The sequence below is a fragment of the Sphingomonas faeni genome (genome assembly GCF_040407495.1).
GTDB lineage: Bacteria > Pseudomonadota > Alphaproteobacteria > Sphingomonadales > Sphingomonadaceae > Sphingomonas > Sphingomonas faeni_D.
Genome location: NZ_JAPZPP010000002.1, coordinates 250,311 through 270,662, shown reverse-complemented (window position 1 = coordinate 270,662; position 20,352 = coordinate 250,311). Strand labels below are relative to the sequence as shown.

Genomic DNA, 20,352 nt, shown 5'->3' with positions numbered 1-20,352 from the left:
TGATGGCCGCTACTTACGTGGCCGATGCGTTCAGCTTGGTCGAGACGTTGTTGAACGTCTTGTTCAGGCTGTTACCCAGGCCCTGCATGGCAGCGATAGCAGCAACGGCGATCAGCGCGGCAATCAGGCCGTACTCGATTGCGGTTGCGCCCTTGGAATTCTTGAAAAACTTGCGAATCGTCTTCATTCCGGTCTCCATCGTTGGATTGCGTCAGTGTCACCCGGCTGGACCGGACGGGCCGGATCAGCGGTTTGAGAATACCAAGCGGTGAGTTTAGAAAGGTTTAAGGCGCCCTGGTTTCTTTCGATGTCAGCGGGCCGTGCTGACCTTGGTATCGACGGTGTTCCACATACCCGTGGTCGAGTTGGCCAACGCGCTCAGGCCGACGATCATCGCAATCACGACCAAGGCGAGAATCAGGCCATATTCGATGGCAGTCGCGCCCCGCTGCTGGCGCATCGCACGCGCGATCGTTCGCATGACCAGCGACGTTGCGAAATCTTTCGGCCTCATGGGGCCGGTCTAGTCGTCAGGAGCTTAAGGAATGACCAACACGCAATTCGGTGCGGCGGGATCGTTGCTGTTACCCGTCGTCGCGGCCGCGCTTGTCGACATCGACGGGCGCGTTTTGCTGCAGCAGCGCCCAGCGGGGAAGTCGCTTGCGGGACTGTGGGAGTTTCCTGGCGGGAAGGTCGAACCGGGCGAGACGCCCGAGGACGCGCTGATCCGCGAACTGGAAGAGGAACTGGGTATTGCGGTGCCGCACGCGTGCCTGGCGCCCGCAGCGTTCGCAAGCGCACCGCTGGGCGGGCGTCACCTGCTGTTGCTGCTCTATATCACGCGCAAATGGAGCGGTGTGCCGCGCGCACTCGAAGCCGCCGCACTACGCTGGGTCAGACCTTCGGAGATGCACAATTTGGCAATGCCGCCAGCGGATCGTCCGCTGATCGGCCTGCTCGATGCATTGATCTGACGGGTATCGGCGATCTGAGGGGTATACGCCGATGCTTTGCTTCGCAAAGACCGGCATCGATTGGAACTCCGGTGCGGCGGTTCGCTGAATGGCGGTGAATTCATCAACGTGCTGAGTCGCCATACTCCGAATTCAAATATCCGCTTGATCCGTGCGATATGCGGGCGCATGAGCCACAGGCCGGCGAGCGTCCCCAAGACCGTAGCTGGCGATCCGGACTGCGGCTCGCACGTGTTATCCCCTTTTCTCGCGCGAGCCGTTTCCCGTGCGGGAAGCCCGATGCTGTCTATACGGCCGTCGTTGCCGCGTCGTCGGGATCGCCACCAGACTGCCCGGCAAGCGACCGTTCCGCCGTTTCCAGCGCATTGGCGAGTATCGCAGCGACCAGTGTGTCGTTTTGCGCGTCGGCGAGATGCAGTGCCCAGGCTATTGCCGAGCGAAGCGTCAGTTTGTCGTTGGAGGAAGAGCCCATGTCGTCGTTCTCCACGGGCCGCAAATCTACAGACCGTCCATATGTTTTGAAGTGTGCGTTGGACTGATCGAACGACGGCGCTCCAACATTCCTGCTGAAGCGCCGCGTCGACGGTCTGCGTTGTCAGCGCGCCTATCGGTATCCAGTACCGATATCAGGCATCATACGCGGCGACGGGCTGCGGTGGTCGCACCGAAGCCAGCGGCTGCGGCACCGATCAGCAACGCGATCACGACCATGAACGACGTTCCGGCTGCGGCACCGGCGGCTGCGTCGGTGGCCGACTTCGCGGTCTCGATCGTGTTGTTCTTCGTCTTCACGAACTGTGCCTTGGCGCGCGTTACCTGGGCCTGAGCCTCGGGGCGGCTGATCTTGCGCTGGGCGGCGACGATGTCGACGATCCGGCTCTCGGCCTGCGCACCGTCCTGGCCACCGCGGGCAACGGCCGGCAACTGCTTGGCGATTTCCTTCTGCGCCTGCTCAGGCGTCATCAGTGCAGGGTCCGAAGGCGCGTCCGACAGGTACTCGGCAGCTTCCTGCCGAACGTCGGTCACGTCGACGTTCGCGACGTCGGCGACCTTGGGTGCTGCAGCGCCGATGCCGCTACCGGCTGCGGTCGCGACCGAGCCGACGGTGCGGAATGCACCACCGATGATGCCGCCGACCGCCGATGTGAGCAGGTACAGCGTCAGGATGAGCGTGACGCCCCACACGACCAGACCGTGGACCAGACCGTCGAAACGATCCTGGACGCCTGCAACGCGCGCTGCGGCATAGCCGCCTGCACCGAGCGCGATGATCGTCGTGATCACCCAATAGATACCCGCGCCGATGCCGAAACCGGCTGCCCCCGGCGTGGTACCCTCGACCGGATCGACGAGGCTCAGGCCGATGCCGGTACCGAGGATGCCGAGCACCAGCTGGATAGCGATCGCGAGCACGACGCCCGCGAAGATCGCACCCCAGGATATGCGCGTCGGGGTCTTCGCATAGCGAATGTCATCGACCGGCAAGCCGCCGGGCGTCAGATGGGTAGCCATAATTACTCCTGTTATAAAAAAGTGTCGAACGAGGGCGTCAGTCCGCGCCGTCGTTGTCGATGAGGGTCGCGCGCTTCACCACCGGTGGCGAGACAGGCTTTCGCGTGTCTTCGGTCTCGTCGGTGTCGTGGCTGTCCGTGTTGCCGTCGGGGTTTTCGCCGACCGGCTCGCCGATGATCTTGCCGATCGCATCCTGCACCGACTCCCGGGCCTGCTGGACGCGCGCACGTTCCGCCACGACACCGACGTTGCGGTCATCCGCCACATCGCCCTGCCGGATATCATCCTGCTTGGGATCCTTCGCGCGGGTCATGCCGTCGCCTCCCTGGAATGAGCATCGGCACGCGGCGTCGGTGCCGGCATCGAGTCGCCGTCAAAGCCGCGTGCGCGTGCCCATGCGGCGGCCGCGTTGCGACGGTTGACGCCGATCTTCGAATAGATGCGCGCGACATGATTGCGCACAGTGTTGCCCGATACGTTGAGAGTCCGCGCAATCGACTTGTCGTCGAGCCCGCGACAGATCAGCGCCAGCACTTCGCGCTCCCGTTGCGTCAGCTCGTCGAGCCCGACGCCGACCGGCTCGACCTGCGGCGTACGGATGCGTGCCAGCTTCTCCATGATCGAGCGACTGAGCCAGCTCGTATCCTTCATCACCGCCTCGATCGCGTTGACCAGTTCGCGCTCGGACGCTTTGCGCGTGGTGATGTCGCGCATCGCCCACAACACGCAGGCGGCGTTCCCCAGCATGATCGGTTCCGTAGACACGATGCAGTCGATGACCTCGCCGTCCTTGACGCGGAGGCGCACCTCGCGGTCGCGGATCGGCGTGCCCGCCTCGATCTCGCGCTCCATCGCTTCCCGCAGCGCCGGGGTTTCCCACAAATCGATCTCGTCGAGCGGTTTCCCGACGATTTCGTCCGCGGCGTAGCCCGTCAGGGCGGTGAACGTTGCATTCACGTCACATAGCCGGTGACCATCGATTGCGCCGATCGCCAGCGCCACCGGAGCGAGCGAGAACGTCGTGGTGAACCGTTCCTCGCTGTGACGAAGCGCCTGTTCGGCTTTCCGCCGCGGCTCGAGATCGGCAAAGGTGAACAACATGCAAGGCTGCCCGCTCATGTCGATCGGCTGTCCCGCGACGATAACCAGCTTGGTCGTGCCGCCGGGAAGGTCCAGCTCAGCCTCCATCTGCGGGATCGTGCGACCTTCGTTCAGGCGTTCCTTGGCGAGGTCACGCTTGTCGGCCCGCGCCAGCACGTCGATGTCGTAGACGCTGCGCGACAGGATCGCGTCGCGGTCGTGCCCCGTCATCTCGATGAAGCCCTGATTGACCTTCACGAAACGAAGGTCGCACAGGCGGGCAATGATCGCCGGCGCGGGATTGGCGTTGAACGACTGTTCGAAACGGTCCTCCGCCTCGAACCGCGCCGACACGTCCTGGATGATCAGGACGAGGCATTCCGGCTCGTCCGCCTCGTTGGTCAGGACGAGGCTGCGAACCTGATGGACCCAGCGCGGATCCGGCTCGCCAGCGACCGCGACTTCGACGACGACCTGCGAGAACGCCTCGCCTGATACGACCCGTTCGATCGGGTAGTCCGAATCGTTCAGCTTGTGGTTGTTACGATACCGCAGCTGGAACCGCTGGCGGTACTCGTCGACCGTCCCACCCAGATCCTCGACCGACTCGACGCCGTGCATTCCGAGCGCCGCATGGTTTGCCCATAGGATCGCCTGATCGGGATCGATCAGGATCACGCCCTCGTTGAGCCCCGCGATGATCTGGCGCAGGTGGCGCAGATCCGCGGAGTCCCGAAGCGACTTGAGGGCAGGAGCCAAAGGGACGGGGTCCGTAGCCACGGGATCAGTCGCGCTTACCATGAACGAGCCAGGCAATGCCGTAGCCGACCGCAGCGGCGCCGAGCGCCCACAACACGGGGGCCTCCTGTGCCGATGCCTGCGCGGAGGCGGCACCGCGACGGGCTACTTCTGCTGCGCGTTCGCCCGCTTCGCGTGCTTCGCTACCGATCTTGTCGGCTAGCTCGGGCGCTCCGTCGACCGTATCGTTGATCGCGGACTTGGCGCGGCCATACAGGTTCTGCGCGCCACCGGCGACCTGATCGACGACGCCATCGACCTGCCAGTCACGGCTGTTGACGGTATCGCCGACAGCCTTCTCGACCTTGCCGCCAACGTAGCGGGCGCCGCCCTGAAATTCGTCCTTGTTCATCATCGTAACCTTTCGAGAACATTCGTCTTGCATCGCACGCATGCGATCGGCGGCATCGTGAGCAGCTTTGTTACGCCACCGTTGCGACCGGACTGGACGCATAAACCACCTGGTAAGCGCTTGGTTCCTGGTAGTTTTTCGTCACGGACTAGTCGGTATGTACCACGGAGGGACAGGAGAGGACGTAGCCTGCGCCCAAGGTTTTACGCGGTTGGGTTTGCCTTGGCCTTCGTCTCCGGCATGGCGAACAGGTACAGCGCGAGCCCAATCCCGGCGACAGTCGCCAACGTCAGAAAGCTCGCCGTGTAGCCCGACCAGACGATGATCGCCCCGGCCAGCGTCGCCGACAGCGCGGCGCCCAGACCCTGCGCGCTGGCGACGGCACCCTGGCTCACATTGAAGCGACCGGTCCCCTTGGTCAGGTCTGCGATCACGACCGGGAACATCGCACCGAAGATCCCCGCGCCGACGCCATCGAGCGCCTGCACGCCGACCAGCCACCACGGATCGTTCGACACGGTGTAGAGCGCACCGCGCGCCGCGAGGAATCCGAACGCGATCAGGAACAGCGGCTTGGTGCCCCATCTCTCGGTATTGCGACCGACGACGATCGCGACCGGCACCATCACCAATTGCGCGGCGACGATACAGGCGGCGGTGAGCGACGTAGCCTGGTCCTTGCCGACGGTTCGCGACAGCAACTGGCTGACCGATGTCAGCATCGCTGCGTTGGCGAGATGGAACAGGAAGGCGGTGACCGCGAAGATCATCAGCGGCTTGTTCTCGATCAGCATCTTCCAGCCGCTCGGCTCCTCGCAATCGTCTTCGGGCTCACAGTCGAGGCCGCGCGCGACTGCGTTGTCGATGTCGTCATTGTCGATCCGCGATGCGGTCACGATGCTGGCGACGGTCAGCGCGCCCATCAGCCAAAAGACCACGACCGGCCCGAACTTCCATGCGAGCACACCCGCGAGCGCCGCCGACACCGCATTGCCGGCGTGATTGAACGCTTCGTTGCGGCCGACCCGCTTGGCGAACAGCTTGGGACCAACCAGGCCGAGCGTGATCGCCGAGATCGCCGGGGCGAACACCGCGCCGGCGACGGCCGCGATCGACTGGGTTACCGCGACCGCAGTGAAGCCGGTGACGATCGGTAGCGAGATGCTGCTGAGTGTGACGAGCAGGGCGGCGATCATGACGATCCGCGGCTTGTTCTTGCCACGATCGATCAGGCCGCCGGCGGGTGTCTGCGAGATCAGTCCGACGATCCCAGCGATCGTCAGGATCATGCCGACCGTCGCCTCGTTCCAGCCATGTGCCGGACCGCGTACCGCAAGAAGATAGATCGCCAGATACGGCCCGAGCCCGTCCCGCACGTCGGCGAGGAAGAAGTTCAGCGCGTCGAGCGTCCTGTTCGGTCCGGATTTGCCGCCCGCCCGGCCGCCGCCCTTCTTGCTGGCCTCTTCGGCGAAAACGTCACCCGTCGTGCTGGCCATGGCAATTCCCTGAAAGTCGGTGTCGCTGAACCCGGCACGGTCGGGAAACCCGTCGGCCATTGGATCGCTAAAGCTATCGCTCGACGGAAAGTTTCCGCGGACTATGAATATAGTTCGATTGGGTATTTTCCAATGAAGTCAGAAGCTAAACCGAAACTGAACGACGCGGTTCAGCTTCGGATCATGAATAAAATGTCACGGAACGATGATCAGTCAGCCTCGCTATGGGGCGACGCTCGACCAAGAAGCGTGCGAAAACTTTGGGGCTAGTATAATGGCAGGATGCCTGACCTGGATTCACTTCGGCGATCTTCACGTCGACGAGGCGGATGGGTATCAAGGACTGTCGCGATTTCGCGATCTGGTGGCCGTTGCGCAAGCGCGTTTAGGCGACGCGGTCGACTTCGCATTGCTACCCGGCGACAACGCCAACCACGGCACGGACGATCAATATGCGCGGATTGCGGAGGCGATGTCGGGGTTGGCGCTGCCGTGGCACGTGCTGGCGGGCGATCATGATTTCGAACCCGGTGATCTGACCGCGATGCGCGCAATTACCGCGCGGATGGCGCCCTATGCCGAGACGATCTCCGGGTATCGCTGTGTGTTTCTCGATATCGTATCGGCAGGCAAGGGCGGTCCCGATTTCCGGATCGCCCCCGACCAGCGCGCTTTGATCGAGCGCGAACTGAGCGCTGCGGCGGTCGCGGGCCAGCCGACCGCGGTGTTCATGCATGCCTATCCCGGCGATCTGCGTGACGATCCGGACGGCATCGCGGGGCTGTTCGCAGCGCACCGCGTCGCGTTCGTCGATACCGGCCACACGCATTACAACGAACTGCTCAACGACGGTCGCGTCGTCTACGGTGCGACCCGCTCGACCGGCCAGATCGAGGAAGGCGCACCGGGGTTTTCGATCGTCACGCTGGACGACGGCGTACCGAGCTGGCGGTTTCACGCGATCGACGATCCCTGGCCTCTCGTGCAGATCACCAGCCCGGTCGATCGCCGGCTGATCACCGATCCTGGCCGCGCCGACAACGTGCCCGGTCGTGCCTTCATCGTTCGTGCGAAAGTGTTTGGCGAGACAGATAGCGTAACACTGCACATCGACGAGGATGGCGAAATACCGATGTCGCAGGTCGCTGGCACGCCGTCGCTCTGGACCGCGTCAGTGGACGGCGTGGCCGATGGCCTTCACCGCCTGACCGTCCGCAGCGGTGAAAGCGAGGATCGGGTCGAGATCCTCGTCCGCAACGCCGGCCCGCGGCCAAAGCGCAATCGGCCCGCCGCGCTCGGCCGCGACGTCAACGCGATCGGAGCGTGGCCGGAGCGTGGCATCGATGGCGCACAACGCGGCCCCAACAAGAACGGATTCGATTGGTGACTGGCGCAACGACGATGACGGCGCGGCGATCCGCAATGCGGATACCTCGGGCATGACGGTGCAGACCTATGCGATATGGGCAATCTGTTTCGCTGCGACCTTTGGCGTAATCACGCGCCCGTTCAAACTGCCCGAAGCGGTCTGGGCGGTTTCAGGCGCGGCGCTGCTGCTCCTGTTCGGACTGATGACGCCCATTGCCGCGTGGCAGGCCGTGCTGAAGGGCGGCGACGTCTATCTTTTTCTGATCGGTATGATGCTGCTGTCCGAAGTCGCCCGCGACGAAGGGCTGTTCGACTGGGTCGCCGAGCACGCCGTCAGGCTGGCCAAGGGATCGACCAGCCGGTTGTTCGCGCTCGTCTTCGGTGTCGGGATCGTCGTTACCACGGTCCTGTCGAACGACGCGACTGCGGTGGTGCTGACCCCCGCGGTCTATGCCGCGGCGAAGCGGGCGAAGGCGGATCCACTGCCGATGCTTTTTGCCTGCGCATTGATTGCCAACGCCGCGAGCTTCGTGCTGCCGATCTCGAACCCCGCTAACCTCGTGCTGTACGGTGGCGCGATGCCGTCGCTGGGCGCTTGGATGGCCTCGTTCGCGCTGCCGTCGCTGCTGTCGATCGGCGTCACGTTCCTAGTTTTGCGCTGGGTCGAGCGCGAGCGTCTCACCGGCCGGTGCGAGACCATCGTCGACGTCGGTACGTTACCGCGGGGCGGCAAGATCGCGCTGGGTGGGATCGTCGCGACCGCCGTGCTGCTGATCGCGGCGTCGGCGCAGGGCTACGACCTCGGACCGCCGACCTGCCTTGCCGGGTTCGCGACGATGGCAGCTATCTGTATCGGTGGACGCAAATCGCCGATCCCGACGCTGGGCTCGGTATCGTGGGCGGTGTTGCCGTTGGTCGCGGGGCTGTTCGTGCTGGTGGAGGCGCTGGCGAGCACCGGCGTGATCGCGATGCTGGCGCGCTGGCTCGCGGCGGGAGCGGCCCAGTCGCCATCGACCACTGCCGGCGTGGCCGGGACGATCCTGGCGTTCGGATCGAACCTGATGAACAACCTGCCGGCCGGACTGATCGCCAGCACCACGCTCCAGCAGGCGCACGTTCCACAGATCGTCACGGACGGCCTGCTGATCGGCGTGGACCTGGGGCCGAACCTGTCGATCACCGGCTCGCTCGCGACCATCCTGTGGCTGACCGCTATCCGCCGCGAAGGCGAGGACGTCGGCTTCTGGCGTTTCCTGAAGGTCGGCGCAGTAGCAATGCCCCCCGCGCTGTTCGCGGCGCTAGGCGCCAGGCTTTTGCTGGGATGAGCCAGCGTTCGAACGCATGGCGCTCGGTCGCGGCTAGATGTCTTGAGATTGGAAGCTCGACCAGGCCTTGATAAATACGGTATTACACCGTGTTCGCAAGGATAACTCGTTTGAAATTGTGGACGGATATCCATCGTGTCCCGCGTGCGGTGGCTAACCGATTTATAAAAGTTACCACTGGCCGCTATCACCCAGTTGATGACAAAGGGCAGCAAGTCAGAATGGAAAACAGGCTTTAGCATTATCTATCTTTCTGCGGCGGATATCCTCTCTGCCGCAGACATGGTCGTCCGATCACCCTCAAAATGGGCTTAAACGTCTTGTTCCATCTTTCCCACAAACCTTAGATCGATCTATGATACCAGCGCCTGGCGACGGCGATGCAAATCCTCGGCGAAAGTTTCCGCATTGCCGGAGCTAGCCGAAGCTAGAATGTACCGCCAAGCCACAGTGGAGCCCGGTGGTGGTATCGTCGTATCGGCGCCGGTCTGAGAGGGGGTTCCATTTATCAATAGCTCCCAATATTGTTGGGCAGTGCCAGGGAGGTTGCACAAGCTCTCGATTTCATAGCCAAGGAAGCCCGGGAAACTCGTCGACTCACTTTCCCCATAATACTTAATTGTAATCTCAAAAGGATCGGGATTGGCTGGTGATTGCATAGCGAGAAAACCACCTTCCAGTACGCCACGAGCAGTCATTGATGAAGTATAAGCGACCGATTGCTCAATAAGGGGGGTTCCACCCGAACTAACGATTATAAGTAGCATTTCAGTAGGATTTGGCATTGAATTTCCCCAATTACATAATCTACCAGCGTCGCGCGATAACACCTTAGGTTCGAATCTTTGGGTAGCAATGCTATTGGTTCAAAATCGTTGCATCGTCTTATGCTATGGTGGAGACACTCTCCGTCGCATCGTAACCTATCCCGCATCAACGCGTGGTTTCTGGACTTCGTATGTTGCGATGTACCCCGGCAATACCCCAGACGGGTGAGGCGACCCCGCCAACTGGATCGCAGCTGAACCAAATCCCATCACGTCCGCTTGCGTCCATAGGCAGCCGCTCGACGCCGGCCAGGTCGGTGCGAACCTCTTGATGAAAGTGATATGCTTGCGGGCCCTGTTTGTTCCGATCCTTGCCGGTGCCACGTTCGGCGGTCGACTTGTCGCGTGTCTCGGCGCCGCGGTCGGCATCGCTTTCACCGCACTCGTGACGGCGATGGTATTCGGAGACGGGTGGCCCGCCGTTCTGCTCGTGGCGCCAATGGGCGCTTCGGCGGTACTCGTCTTTGCCGTTCCTGCCAGTCCGCTCGCGCAACCCTGGTCGGTGATCGGTGGCAACGTCGTTTCCGCCCTTGTCGGGGTCGGGATCGCATCCATGGTGTCATCGCCTGGGCTTGCGAGCGGTCTGGCAGTCGGCGGTGCGATCCTGGCGATGTCATTGCTGCGCTGTCTGCACCCTCCCGGCGGCGCTGCGGCACTGACCGCGGTGATCGGCGGTCATGCCGTCGCCGCCGCCGGCTGGATGTTTCCGCTACTGCCGGTGGGGATCAACGCGGTGATCCTGACCGCGGCCGGGATAGCCTTTCATCGCCTGTCGGGCCATTCTTACCCGCATCGTCCTGCATCAGGTCTGCAGGTGCCTGCCGGTCCGGAAAATGACGGCATCCCCCATCCTGAAGATCTCGACGCAGCGCTCGCCGACCTTGGTGAGACATTCGACATCGGCCGCGACGATCTCGAGCTATTGTTCGACCGTGTCAAAGCGCATGGGGCAATGCGTCGTCGAGGCGAGACGTCTGTGGACCGCCGTTAGGATCACCGAGCAGGTCGCGAGATCGTTTGCGTATACCCGTGCCCGTTCAATTTACCGACACGCAGAAGCGGACCGTCCGCTTTCCATTCCCGTCCAGCCGAACGCTTCGCTGCAAGGCCTAGTTAGACAATGCTAACTGCCTGAAAATCAACGGTTGCAAATTGGAGGCCCGACCGGGAATCGAACCCGGGTGCGAGGATTTGCAGTCCTCTACGTCACCACTCCGCCATCGGGCCCCGATTGCGTGAAGGCGGCGCAAATGCTTCGTTTTTCGCCCGCGGTCAACCGCCAGTTGGGATCTGTCGGCGATTATTCCCGGTCGGCCATTCGCGTCGGCGACCGGATGAGTGGTCGGATCGCATCGGTGCCATATCGAGACTCGCGCAAGAATGGTTCTTTCCATAAGGTTCAGGGCAACGATGTATCGACTTGGAGGGGCGGGTCGCTTGAGAAGACATGCGGTAACGGGCGGGACGAACACGGCGGACGTCGGGGAGGCGGTGTTTGCAATGCCGGCCGGGATGGCGATCCGATACGATCGGCCGGCCGCCGTACTGGCCGACTTCATCACCGGCTATCACGTCTATCGGTCGAGCGCGCCGCCTGGCGGGGAGGGGCAGGTCGACTGGTTCCTGCCGGCGACCGCCAACGTCCGGATAGCGATCGATGCCGGGCCGATCGCGGTATCGATCGGGCGCCGGACCTATGATCCGTTACCCGCCGCAAGCCTGTTCGGGCCGACAAGCCAGGCGCTGAAGGCGACGACGCACGGCGGCGTGATGATCGGTTTCGGCATCAGCGCGCTGGGGTGGGGCAGGTTGATGCACCGACCGGCCGGCGATTTCCGCAACCGGATCGTGCCGCTCGAGGATGTGCTCGGTCGCGGGTTCACGAGCCGCCTGATCGCGGCACTTCAGGCGGCTTCGGACGATACCGAGGTCGCATCGATCCTCGACGCGCTGTTACTCGAGCGATTGGGGCCGCCGCACGCCGACGCGGTGCTGGTCCGGCAGCTCATGGAAATCCTCGCTAGCGATGGTCCCGCCGATATGGCGTCCGCCGCGAATCGACTCGATATCGCCACGCATGCGCTTCGCCGTCTGTCGGTTCGACATTTCGGATTTCCGCCCAAGATGCTGTTGATGCGCGCGCGCTTCCTGCGATCGCTCGTGCGCCTGATGGCCGCGGGCGAGGCGGCGGATTATGCGCTGATCGACGATAGCTATTTCGACGCGTCGCATTTCCTGCGTGATTCGAGCACGTTTCTCGGCATGACGCCGCGTCGTTTCATGGCACTGACCAAGCCGTTTCTCGACGCCAGCTTGCGCGCGCGCGATGCGGTCTTGGGATCGCCGACCCAGGTGCTGCACGACATCGATGCCGCCCCTCATCGCGAGGTTCGTCAGCAATCCGCCAACGAATCTAGACATTTGTTAGGATCGCATCGGGTCATTTCTGGCGACGATGCCGACATTCGCTGCTAGGGCGGGCGCAGAGGTAGTGCTCAGGTCTTCCGCGTGCACCCTCGGCGCTCCGCCCGCGGCATCTCGGTGTCACACGGGCGGGCGGGGCGCCTTCACCTCCGGGTGTTGCGATATGGAGTCCGAACGACGCGTCGGCCCTGCCAAGCCTTACCGGCGCTCTAATCGCCCGGCCCGAAGCACAGTCCGCATTGAATCCGATCAACCGGTGCTTGGCGCACACGCGGTCGCGCGATATCAGGACGGTACGCAACAAGTGTATTGCACAACTAAAACAGCTGTGCGACAGGATGGCCCATGACGACGACAATTCTCGATACCGACACTCTTGGAACGGCAGCGATCGATAGCGGCGCGGCTACCGAACTCTCGGCGGCGACGTTCGACACGATGCGCCACGCGATGGTCGCGAGCCAGTTGCGCACCAACGCCGTCAACGACCAGCGCGTCGTTGCGGCGATGGCGCGTGTACCGCGCGAGCAGTTCTTGCCCAACGACGTCCGGTCGATCGCCTATCGCGACACGGCGATCGCGCTCGGCGGGGGTCGCTATGCCAATCTGCCGATGGCGACGGGCCGACTGCTCACCGAGGCGTATCTGACCGCGACCGACCGTGTTCTGCTGATCGGTGCTGCGACCGGCTATACCGCCGCGGTGCTGAGCGAGATCGTCGGATCGGTGGTCGCCGTCGAAAGCGATCCGGCGCTGCTGGCGATCGCGCGCACTGCGCTCGCCGGCGTCGGCAATGTCGAACTGGCCGAGGGCCCGATGCAGGACGGCCACGTTGCCGGCGCGCCGTATGACGTGCTGATCGTCGACGGCGCGGTCGAATCGGTGCCCGACGCGCTGATCGCGCAGGTCCGCCCGGATGGTCGCGTGACCGCCGGCATCGCCGAGCGCGGGCTTACCCGGCTTGCGTCGGGCCGCAAGACCGATGGCGGCTTCGCGCTCGTCGCGTTCGTCGATGTCGAATGCGTCGTGCTGCCCGGCTTCGCAACGCCCAAACCCTTTCAGTTCTGAGGCACCGCATGCCGCGCACCGCTCATATCCGCCGCCTGTTTGTGAGTGTTGCGCTGATCTATAGCGCTGCACCGGCTCAGGCCGAGACGCTACGCGAGGCGCTGGCCAAGGCTTACAACACCAACCCCACATTGACCGGGCAACGCGCCACGTTGCGGGCGACCGACGAGAATGTCCCGATCGCCCGCGCCGCCGGGCTGCCGTCGGCCAATGTCACGGGCGACTATACCGAGTTCGTCCTCAACGCGGCGAACAACTTCCTGGCGCCGCAGCGGCAGGGCGTGGCGCGGGCGAACGTATCCGTGCCGCTGTATCTCGGGGGGCAGGTGCGAAATTCGGTCGCCGCGGCAAGAACCCGTGTCGAGGGTGGACGTGCAACGCTGCGGAGCACAGAAGCCGACGTGTTCACCAACGTCGTCGCCGCGTACATGGACGTCATCCGCGACGAGGCGATCGTCGGCCTAAACACGCAGAATGTCCGCGTGCTCGACATCAATCTCCAGGCAAGCCGCGACCGGTTCCAGGTTGGCGACCTGACACGGACCGACGTCGCGCAATCCGATGCGCGTCTGGCTCTCGCCCGCGCGCAGCTCCAGTCGGCGCAGGCGCAGCTGATCACCAGCCGCGAGAGCTATATCCAGCTGGTCGGAAGCCCCCCGGGCGTTCTCGAGGCGCCGCCGACGCTGCCGCATCTGCCCGACAGCCCGGCCTCGGCCGTGACGGTCGCGATCGAGAATAATCCCGTGCTGATCGCCGCGGCCAAGGAGCGCGACGCGACGCGCTATGACGTCGGCGTTGCGCGCGCGACTCGCTTGCCACAGATCAGCGCAGTCGGCGGCGCTGGCTACACCAATTATTTGAACTCGATCCCGCAGAGCGGTGGCGGCATCGGCGCGGGCAGCACGCCCAATGCGAACAAGGCCGTGCAGGCCGGACTGTCGCTGACCCTGCCGATATTCCAGGGTGGCCGCCCCGCCGCGCAGGTCCGCCAGGCCGAGGCGTTGCAGTCGCGCGCGATCGAGAGCGTCACGGCGGCGGAACGCAACGTCATCGCACAGGCGCGCTCGTCCTATGCCACCTGGCGATCGTCGGAGCAGGTGATCCAGTCCTCGGAGACCGCGGTCAATGCGAACAAGCTCAGCCTCGAAGGTGTCCGCGCCGAGAACAGCGTCGGCACCCGCACCATCCTCGACATCCTCAACGCCGAGCAGGAATTGCTCAACAGCCAGGTGACGCTCGTGACCGCGCGCCGCGACGCCTATGTCGCCGGCTTCGCGCTGCTGGCAGCGATGGGGCAGGCCGAGGCCCGTAACCTTGGCCTCGATGGCGGCGTACTCTACGATCCGGTCGCCAATTATCAGCGCGTCCGCCACAAGATCTGGGATTTCGGCGGTGATGGCGAGCCGGTGCCGGTCGCTACCCGCACGGCGCAATCGCCTGCGCAGGACGCCCACGTCCAACCGCAACGTGACCCGCTGCTCGATACGCCAGTTGACAGGAACCCCGCCTTGACGACAGGTATGGCGGCGCCGAGCCGCCAATAGGGGTGCGCGCGGCTACGGGGTTTGGGATGGTCCGGATGGGGGACGTGAACGGCGAGCCGTCGATGGAGGAAATCCTCTCGTCGATCAAACGCATCATCGCCGAGGAAGGCGACGCACCGGGTCGGTCGCGCCGTCCGGCACGGACGATGTCGGCGCCGGTCGATCTCGATCCCCCTTATCGCGATCCCCCCTATCTCGATGACGAGATGGACGATGACGAGATCCTCGAACTGAGCGACCCGATGCCGATGGCCGACCGTACGCCCCGCACGCCGAAATCGCCGGTGCTGACGTCCGTCGATGCCGCACCGGAGCCGCGCCAGCCGGCACCGAAGGCGGCTGCCCCCAAGCCACAGCCTGTGTCGCCCCCGGTCGCAGAGGAGTTGTCCGAGCCGATCGTTTCGCGCCAGACGGCTGCTGCCAGCCGCGCCCCGCTCGAAGCGCTGACCCGGATGATGGTGAAGCCCGAATCGAACAGCGACGGCACGCTTGAGGGGCTCGTCCGCGAGATGCTCCGCCCGATGCTCCGCGAATGGATCGACGCGAATTTGCCGGGGATGGTCGAGGACATGGTCTCGCGGGAGATCGCAAAGATCATGAACCAGCAGTCCTAGTTCGCTCGCCCCTGGAAAGGGGGGGCTGCAGTGACGGAACAACGCCGGTCGTGGCGGGGTTTTGTTACGCATGTCCGATATCGAGACCATTACCCCCGCGGAAAAACCGGATCGTCCTTTGTCGCACGGCGGGCGAAACGACATCTCGCCCGCAGATGCAGGCAGCGACATCTTTTTCGCCGCCGTAAAGCATACGCGGATGCCGATGGTCGTCACCGACCCGCACCGCGACGACAATCCGATCATCTTCTGCAACGAAGCGTTCTCGTTCATGAGCGGCTATTCGCAGGACGAGATTCTCGGCCGCAACTGCCGCTTCCTGCAAGGTCCCGAGACCGACCGCAGCGCGGTCGCCGAAGTCCGCGCAGCGATCGAGAATCGCGAGGAAGTCGCGGTCGAGATCCTCAACTACCGCAAGAACGGCTCGACGTTCTGGAACGCGTTGTTCGTCTCGCCGGTGTTCGGCGAGGACGGTACGCTCAAATATTTCTTCGCCAGCCAGCTCGACATCTCGCGGCGGCGCGAGGCGGAGGAAGCGTTGCACGAGGCGCAACGGATGGAAGCGGTCGGCAAGCTGACCGGCGGCATCGCGCACGACTTCAACAATCTGTTGCAGGTCATACAGGGCTATGCCGACATCCTCGACGCGCGCATCGATCCCGACGACAAGTCGGCACGCCGCGCGGTCGATGCGATCTCGACCTCGGCGACGCGCGCCGCGACCCTGACGCAACAATTGCTCGCGTTCGCGCGGAAACAGGAATTGCGCGATCGGTTGATGAACCTCAACCAGCTGATCGGCGATTTCCGTGTGATCCTCGAACGCAGCGTCGGCAGCGGCATCACGCTCAAGCGCGATTTCGCGGAGGATCTGTGGAATTGCCGGGTCGATCCGGTCCAGGCCGAGATGGCGTTGCTCAACATCATCGCCAACGCGCGCGACGCCACCGGCGGCGCGGGCAAGGTGACGATCGCGACGCGCAACGCGGTGCTGCCCGAGGATGCCAGTCTCGCCAAGCTCGAACCCGGCGAATATGTTGTCGTCAGCATCTGCGACGACGGCCCCGGCGTCGACCTGACGACCGCCGACAAGCTGTTCGAACCGTTCTACACCACCAAGGAAATGGGCAAGGGCGCCGGGCTTGGCCTCGCGATGGTGTACGGCTTCATGCGCCAGTCGGGCGGCCTTGCAACCGTCCGCAATGGTGCTGGCGGCGGCGCGGAATTCTCGCTGTATTTCCCGCGCGCTAGTGGTGCGGTCGAGCGCAAGCCTGCCGCGCCACTCGCGCCGCGCACCGGTGGCGCCGAACGCGTGCTGATGGTCGAGGATCAGATGGAGGTCGGCGAGCTTGGCCGGACGATCCTCGAAGATCTCGGCTATGAAGTCGTGCTGGTGAACAGCGCGCGCGGTGCGCTAGACACACTGGCCGGCGATTCCGATTTCAAGCTGCTGTTCACCGATATCCTCATGCCCGGCGGGATGAACGGCGTCGCGCTCGCGCAGTCGGTACGGCGCGATTATCCGCATACCGCGGTGCTGCTGACCACCGGGTTCGCCGACGAGGCGATCGACGAGGGCAGTCGGTCGTTCGAGCTGATCCGCAAGCCGTACCGCCGCAACGAACTGAACGAGCGGATCCGCCAGGTGCTCGACAAACCCGGCGCCCGTACCTGACGTTGGCGTACCTGAGGCTGGCCTAGCGCGGGCACGCTCGCTAAGGCTCGGCGCATGAGCGAGCTTCCCAAAACCTTCGACCCGGCCTCCATCGAATCGCGCTGGTACGCGCATTGGGAGGCGAGCGGCCAGTTCCGCCCCGACCGTCCGAACGCCGAGCCGTGGACGATCGTCAACCCGCCGCCCAACGTCACCGGCTCGCTGCACATCGGCCACGCGCTCGACAACACGTTGCAGGACATCCTCACGCGCCACGCCCGCCTGAAAGGCAAGGATGCGTTGTGGGTGGTCGGCACCGATCACGCCGGAATCGCGACGCAGATGGTGGTCGAGCGTCAGATGGGCGCGCTGACCCCGCCGCAGAAGCGCACCGACATGACGCGCGAGGAATTCGTCGCGAAGGTCTGGGCGTGGAAGGAAGAGAGCGGCGGCGAGATCACGCAGCAACTCCGCCGGCTCGGCTGTTCGATGGACTGGGCGAACGAGCGCTTCACGATGGACGAGGGCTTTTCGAAGGCCGTCCTGAAGGTGTTCGTCGACCTCCACAAACAGGGGCTCCTCTACCGCGACAAGCGCCTGGTGAACTGGGATCCCGGACTCGGCACCGCGATCAGTGACCTCGAGGTCGAGACGCGCGAGATCAAGGGCAGCTTCTGGCACCTGCGCTATCCGCTGGCCGACGGATCGGGCTTCATCGAGGTCGCGACCACGCGGCCCGAGACGATGCTCGCCGACATGGCGGTGGCCGTGAACGGCGCGGACGAGCGCTATACGTCACTGATCGGCAAGCAGGTAAAGCTCCCGATCACCGGCCGCCTGATCCCGATCATCGCCGACGACCATGCCGATCCGGAGCTCGGGTCGGGCGCGGTGAAGATCACGCCGGGACACGACTTCAACGATTTCGAGGTCGGCAAGCGGGCAGGGATGGCCGCGGGGTCGATGCTCAACATGCTCGATGCGAAGGCGCGCGTCGTGCAGGTTTCGGATGGGCTGATCCCCGACGAGCTGCTCGGGCTGACGACCGCGGAGGCGCGCAAAGCTGTCGTCGCGCGGTTGAAGGACGAAGGTTTCCTGATCGCGCATGTCGACAAGGACGGCGAAGAGCACGACGCCGAGCCGCGCACGATCCAGACGCCGTATGGCGACCGCTCGGGCGTGGTGATCGAGCCGTGGCTGACCGACCAATGGTATGTCGACGCAAAGACGCTCGCGCAGCCGGCGATCGAGGCGGTTCGCGTTGGTGCGATCGATATCGTGCCGAAGACCTGGGAGAAGACGTTTTTCAACTGGATGGACAACATCCAGCCTTGGTGCGTGTCGCGGCAGTTGTGGTGGGGCCACCAGATCCCGGCGTGGTTCGGGCCTGGGATCAGCGATGACGAGACTTCGATTATTCAAGATGAACCGTCGAGAAGCGGACGATTCTCTCGGGGCGATCGGCCTGAAATCTTTATCGCTGAAACGGAACACCAAGCGGTGTTACAGGCTCGTTCTCGGTACGAAGTGGCTGGCTTTAAAAGTCCGGTTGGACTTGAGATCGTAGCTTGCCAAAACGAAAATCGAGCTTGGCAAGTTACTAACGATGGCAACATCGGGTTGTGGCGTGACCCCGACGTGCTCGACACCTGGTTCTCGAGCGCGCTTTGGCCGTTCGCGACAATGGGTTGGCCCGAAGAATCGGATCTTACGCTCGGCGGCCGCTACCCCAACGACGTGCTCATTTCCGGCTTCGACATCCTGTTCTTCTGGAACGCGCGGATGATGATGCAGGGGCTGCACTTCATGAAGGACGTGCCGTTCCGCACGCTCTACCTCCACGGTCTCGTGCGCGCGGCGGACGGCGCGAAGATGTCGAAGTCGAAGGGCAACGTCGTCAACCCGCTCGGGCTGATCGACACCTACGGCGCCGACGCGCTGCGCTTCTTTATGGCGGCGATGGAGAGCCAGGGCCGCGACATCAAGATGGATGAAAAGCGCGTCGAGGGCTATCGCAACTTCGCCACCAAGCTGTGGAACGCAGCGCGGTTCGCACAGGCCAACGGCATCGTCGCCAGTACGACGCTCGAGGCACCGCGCGCGGAACTGGCGGTCAACAAGTGGATCATCGCCGAGACGATCGCGACCGTCCAGACGGTAGACTTGGCGCTCGCCGACTACCGCTTCGACGGCGCCGCCAACGCGATCTACCAGTTCGCGTGGAGCCGCTTCTGCGACTGGTATCTCGAACTCATCAAGCCGCAGATGGTCGGCGACGAGCGCGGCGTCATCGATGACGAATCGAAGGCGGTTGCAGGCTGGGTGCTCGACCAGATCCTGGTGTTGCTCCACCCGTTCATGCCGTTCATCACCGAGGAACTCTGGCACGCGATGGGCCCGCGCGATCACGACCTGATCGTCGCGAAATGGCCAATGGCGGACGCGCGCGCGCTCGATCCCGAGGCGAGCAAGGAAGTCGACTGGCTGATCCGCCTGGTTCAGGAAATCCGCACCGCGCGCAACGAACTGAACGTCCCGCCGGGCGCGCGCCTGCCCCTCCACGTCCGCGATGCGAATGCGGCAACCTTGGCGCGGCTCGAACGCCAAGCGCCTGCGCTCGCGCGTCTCGCCCGCGTGACGCATGCCGAGGGCGAAGCCACCGGCGGCGCGGCGCAGGTCGTGGTCGAAGAGGCGACCTTCATCCTCCCGCTCGAAGGCGTGATCGACCTCGATTCCGAACGCGCCCGCCTGACGAAGGCGATCGCGGCGGCGGAGAAGGAGCGCGATGCGCTTGCCGGACGCTTGTCGAACGCGAGCTTCGTTGAGCGGGCGAAGCCCGAAGCGGTCGAAAAGGCCAAGACTGACCACGCCGACAAGGCTGCCGAAGCTACACGGTTGCAGGCGGCACTCGGACGCTTGGGCTGACCTGCTCCCCTCCCGCCTGCGGGAGGGGTTGGGGGAGGGGCGTGCCCAATAAGCCGGACGCCAGTACGTACGTCGCGCCCTCCCCTAACCCCTCCCGCAAGCGGAAGGGGAATGCATACTGTAACGCCGTCTCACTCAAACCAAACCCGTCACCACAGCGCAAGCTGGGGTATCCCAGTTAGAAAGCGCAGCGGCCACCCGATGACCGGCAGACCCCAGCTTTCGCTGGGGTGACGGTTTTGGGGGCGGCTCGACTGCCCCGGGCATGCCGCCGTCATCTTTTTCTCCCGAAGTTGGGAGCCCAGTCTTCACCCCGCCTTCGCGGGGAAACACGGCGACGTTCGTTCGAAGGTCGGACCTACCGGCTTGTTCCGGAGTTCACTCCGCGGCT

Annotated in this window: 19 protein-coding genes and 1 tRNA gene; 10 read left to right on the top strand and 10 right to left on the bottom strand. The window is 64.0% G+C overall.

Annotated elements, in window-relative coordinates:
* Positions 1 to 13 precede the first annotated feature (13 nt).
* A complete protein-coding gene (locus O6W96_RS06095) occupies positions 14 to 187 on the bottom strand; it encodes a Flp family type IVb pilin (RefSeq protein WP_187503955.1) in 174 nt (57 codons plus the stop codon).
* Between the two features lie 123 nt (positions 188 to 310).
* Positions 311 to 481: a Flp family type IVb pilin gene (locus O6W96_RS06090; RefSeq protein WP_353469367.1), complete on the bottom strand. Its 171-nt coding sequence runs from the start codon at positions 479 to 481 to the stop codon at positions 311 to 313.
* Positions 482 to 545: 64 nt separating this feature from the next.
* Here O6W96_RS06090 and O6W96_RS06085 point away from each other — a divergent pair, with 64 nt between their 5' ends.
* Positions 546 to 974 carry a (deoxy)nucleoside triphosphate pyrophosphohydrolase gene (locus O6W96_RS06085; protein ID WP_353468754.1) on the top strand — a complete coding sequence of 143 codons (429 nt, stop codon included), beginning with the start codon at positions 546 to 548 and terminating at the stop codon, positions 972 to 974.
* Positions 975 to 1,260: 286 nt separating this feature from the next.
* On the opposite strand, the gene O6W96_RS06080 is transcribed toward O6W96_RS06085, so the two are convergent.
* The 6 genes from O6W96_RS06080 to O6W96_RS06055 all read right to left on the bottom strand — a co-directional run bounded on the left by O6W96_RS06080 (position 1,261) and on the right by O6W96_RS06055 (position 6,272).
* The gene (locus O6W96_RS06080) at positions 1,261 to 1,446 is read right to left on the bottom strand and encodes a hypothetical protein (RefSeq protein ID WP_353468753.1); all 186 of its coding nucleotides are present in this window, start codon (positions 1,444 to 1,446) and stop codon (positions 1,261 to 1,263) included.
* 161 nt (positions 1,447 to 1,607) lie between these two features.
* Entirely contained in the window at positions 1,608 to 2,486 is an 879-nt protein-coding gene (locus O6W96_RS06075; RefSeq protein WP_353468752.1) for a hypothetical protein, read from the bottom strand.
* Positions 2,487 to 2,523: 37 nt separating this feature from the next.
* Complete coding sequence (locus O6W96_RS06070; RefSeq protein WP_353468751.1) at positions 2,524 to 2,799, bottom strand: hypothetical protein; 276 nt, start codon at positions 2,797 to 2,799, stop codon at positions 2,524 to 2,526.
* Positions 2,796 to 4,325 carry a PAS domain S-box protein gene (locus O6W96_RS06065; protein ID WP_353468750.1) on the bottom strand — a complete coding sequence of 510 codons (1,530 nt, stop codon included), beginning with the start codon at positions 4,323 to 4,325 and terminating at the stop codon, positions 2,796 to 2,798. The genes O6W96_RS06070 and O6W96_RS06065 overlap by 4 nt, the downstream gene beginning before the upstream one ends.
* A gap of 25 nt (positions 4,326 to 4,350) precedes the next feature.
* Positions 4,351 to 4,716, bottom strand: coding sequence for a CsbD family protein (locus O6W96_RS06060; protein ID WP_353468749.1), 366 nt, complete (start codon positions 4,714 to 4,716; stop codon positions 4,351 to 4,353).
* 203 nt (positions 4,717 to 4,919) lie between these two features.
* Complete coding sequence (locus tag O6W96_RS06055) at positions 4,920 to 6,272, bottom strand: MFS transporter (protein ID WP_353468748.1); 1,353 nt, start codon at positions 6,270 to 6,272, stop codon at positions 4,920 to 4,922.
* Positions 6,273 to 6,486: 214 nt separating this feature from the next.
* On the opposite strand from O6W96_RS06055, the gene O6W96_RS06050 reads away from it, so the two are divergent.
* Both O6W96_RS06050 and O6W96_RS06045 read left to right on the top strand, forming a co-directional pair.
* Positions 6,487 to 7,599 carry a metallophosphoesterase family protein gene (locus O6W96_RS06050; protein ID WP_353468747.1) on the top strand — a complete coding sequence of 371 codons (1,113 nt, stop codon included), beginning with the start codon at positions 6,487 to 6,489 and terminating at the stop codon, positions 7,597 to 7,599.
* A gap of 52 nt (positions 7,600 to 7,651) precedes the next feature.
* A complete protein-coding gene (locus O6W96_RS06045; RefSeq protein WP_353469366.1) occupies positions 7,652 to 8,905 on the top strand; it encodes an arsenic transporter in 1,254 nt (417 codons plus the stop codon).
* 353 nt (positions 8,906 to 9,258) lie between these two features.
* On the opposite strand, the gene O6W96_RS06040 is transcribed toward O6W96_RS06045, so the two are convergent.
* Entirely contained in the window at positions 9,259 to 9,603 is a 345-nt protein-coding gene (locus O6W96_RS06040; protein ID WP_353468746.1) for a hypothetical protein, read from the bottom strand.
* Positions 9,604 to 10,003: 400 nt separating this feature from the next.
* Between O6W96_RS06040 and O6W96_RS06035 the strand changes: the two genes are divergently transcribed.
* Complete coding sequence (locus O6W96_RS06035; protein ID WP_435372193.1) at positions 10,004 to 10,723, top strand: HPP family protein; 720 nt, start codon at positions 10,004 to 10,006, stop codon at positions 10,721 to 10,723.
* A 162-nt stretch (positions 10,724 to 10,885) separates the two neighbouring features.
* Here the strand turns inward: O6W96_RS06035 and O6W96_RS06030 are convergent.
* Positions 10,886 to 10,959 (bottom strand) — tRNA-Cys (locus tag O6W96_RS06030).
* A 285-nt stretch (positions 10,960 to 11,244) separates the two neighbouring features.
* On the opposite strand from O6W96_RS06030, the gene O6W96_RS06025 reads away from it, so the two are divergent.
* The 6 genes from O6W96_RS06025 to O6W96_RS06000 all read left to right on the top strand — a co-directional run bounded on the left by O6W96_RS06025 (position 11,245) and on the right by O6W96_RS06000 (position 19,961).
* Positions 11,245 to 12,207, top strand: coding sequence for a hypothetical protein (locus tag O6W96_RS06025; protein ID WP_353468745.1), 963 nt, complete (start codon positions 11,245 to 11,247; stop codon positions 12,205 to 12,207).
* 387 nt (positions 12,208 to 12,594) lie between these two features.
* A complete protein-coding gene (locus O6W96_RS06020) occupies positions 12,595 to 13,224 on the top strand; it encodes a protein-L-isoaspartate O-methyltransferase family protein (protein ID WP_353469364.1) in 630 nt (209 codons plus the stop codon).
* An 8-nt stretch (positions 13,225 to 13,232) separates the two neighbouring features.
* Positions 13,233 to 14,768, top strand: coding sequence for a TolC family outer membrane protein (locus tag O6W96_RS06015; protein WP_353468744.1), 1,536 nt, complete (start codon positions 13,233 to 13,235; stop codon positions 14,766 to 14,768).
* A gap of 35 nt (positions 14,769 to 14,803) precedes the next feature.
* Positions 14,804 to 15,382, top strand: coding sequence for a DUF2497 domain-containing protein (locus tag O6W96_RS06010; RefSeq protein WP_353469363.1), 579 nt, complete (start codon positions 14,804 to 14,806; stop codon positions 15,380 to 15,382).
* 70 nt (positions 15,383 to 15,452) lie between these two features.
* Positions 15,453 to 17,057 (top strand): histidine kinase famiy protein, encoded by a 1,605-nt coding sequence (locus tag O6W96_RS06005; RefSeq protein ID WP_353468743.1) that lies wholly within the window; start codon positions 15,453 to 15,455, stop codon positions 17,055 to 17,057.
* A 54-nt stretch (positions 17,058 to 17,111) separates the two neighbouring features.
* Positions 17,112 to 19,961, top strand: coding sequence for a valine--tRNA ligase (locus O6W96_RS06000; RefSeq protein WP_353468742.1), 2,850 nt, complete (start codon positions 17,112 to 17,114; stop codon positions 19,959 to 19,961).
* Positions 19,962 to 20,352: the final 391 nt, after the last annotated feature.

Excerpts from the sequence above, each read along its gene's own strand:
- O6W96_RS06040 (WP_353468746.1), bottom strand. The coding sequence starts at position 9,603 with ATGACTGCTCGTGGCGTACTGGAAGGTGGTTTTCTCGCTATGCAATCA.
- O6W96_RS06090 (WP_353469367.1), bottom strand. The coding sequence starts at position 481 with ATGCGAACGATCGCGCGTGCGATGCGCCAGCAGCGGGGCGCGACTGCC.
- O6W96_RS06075 (WP_353468752.1), bottom strand. The coding sequence starts at position 2,486 with ATGGCTACCCATCTGACGCCCGGCGGCTTGCCGGTCGATGACATTCGC.
- O6W96_RS06050 (WP_353468747.1), top strand. The coding sequence starts at position 6,487 with ATGGCAGGATGCCTGACCTGGATTCACTTCGGCGATCTTCACGTCGAC.
- O6W96_RS06070 (WP_353468751.1), bottom strand. The coding sequence starts at position 2,799 with ATGACCCGCGCGAAGGATCCCAAGCAGGATGATATCCGGCAGGGCGAT.
- O6W96_RS06080 (WP_353468753.1), bottom strand. The coding sequence starts at position 1,446 with ATGGGCTCTTCCTCCAACGACAAACTGACGCTTCGCTCGGCAATAGCC.
- O6W96_RS06015 (WP_353468744.1), top strand. The coding sequence starts at position 13,233 with ATGCCGCGCACCGCTCATATCCGCCGCCTGTTTGTGAGTGTTGCGCTG.
- O6W96_RS06005 (WP_353468743.1), top strand. The coding sequence starts at position 15,453 with ATGTCCGATATCGAGACCATTACCCCCGCGGAAAAACCGGATCGTCCT.
- O6W96_RS06010 (WP_353469363.1), top strand. The coding sequence starts at position 14,804 with ATGGGGGACGTGAACGGCGAGCCGTCGATGGAGGAAATCCTCTCGTCG.
- O6W96_RS06000 (WP_353468742.1), top strand. The coding sequence starts at position 17,112 with ATGAGCGAGCTTCCCAAAACCTTCGACCCGGCCTCCATCGAATCGCGC.
- O6W96_RS06060 (WP_353468749.1), bottom strand. The coding sequence starts at position 4,716 with ATGAACAAGGACGAATTTCAGGGCGGCGCCCGCTACGTTGGCGGCAAG.
- O6W96_RS06035 (WP_435372193.1), top strand. The coding sequence starts at position 10,004 with ATGAAAGTGATATGCTTGCGGGCCCTGTTTGTTCCGATCCTTGCCGGT.
- O6W96_RS06085 (WP_353468754.1), top strand. The coding sequence starts at position 546 with ATGACCAACACGCAATTCGGTGCGGCGGGATCGTTGCTGTTACCCGTC.
- O6W96_RS06055 (WP_353468748.1), bottom strand. The coding sequence starts at position 6,272 with ATGGCCGACGGGTTTCCCGACCGTGCCGGGTTCAGCGACACCGACTTT.
- O6W96_RS06025 (WP_353468745.1), top strand. The coding sequence starts at position 11,245 with ATGGCGATCCGATACGATCGGCCGGCCGCCGTACTGGCCGACTTCATC.
- O6W96_RS06020 (WP_353469364.1), top strand. The coding sequence starts at position 12,595 with ATGCGCCACGCGATGGTCGCGAGCCAGTTGCGCACCAACGCCGTCAAC.
- O6W96_RS06045 (WP_353469366.1), top strand. The coding sequence starts at position 7,652 with ATGACGGTGCAGACCTATGCGATATGGGCAATCTGTTTCGCTGCGACC.
- O6W96_RS06095 (WP_187503955.1), bottom strand. The coding sequence starts at position 187 with ATGAAGACGATTCGCAAGTTTTTCAAGAATTCCAAGGGCGCAACCGCA.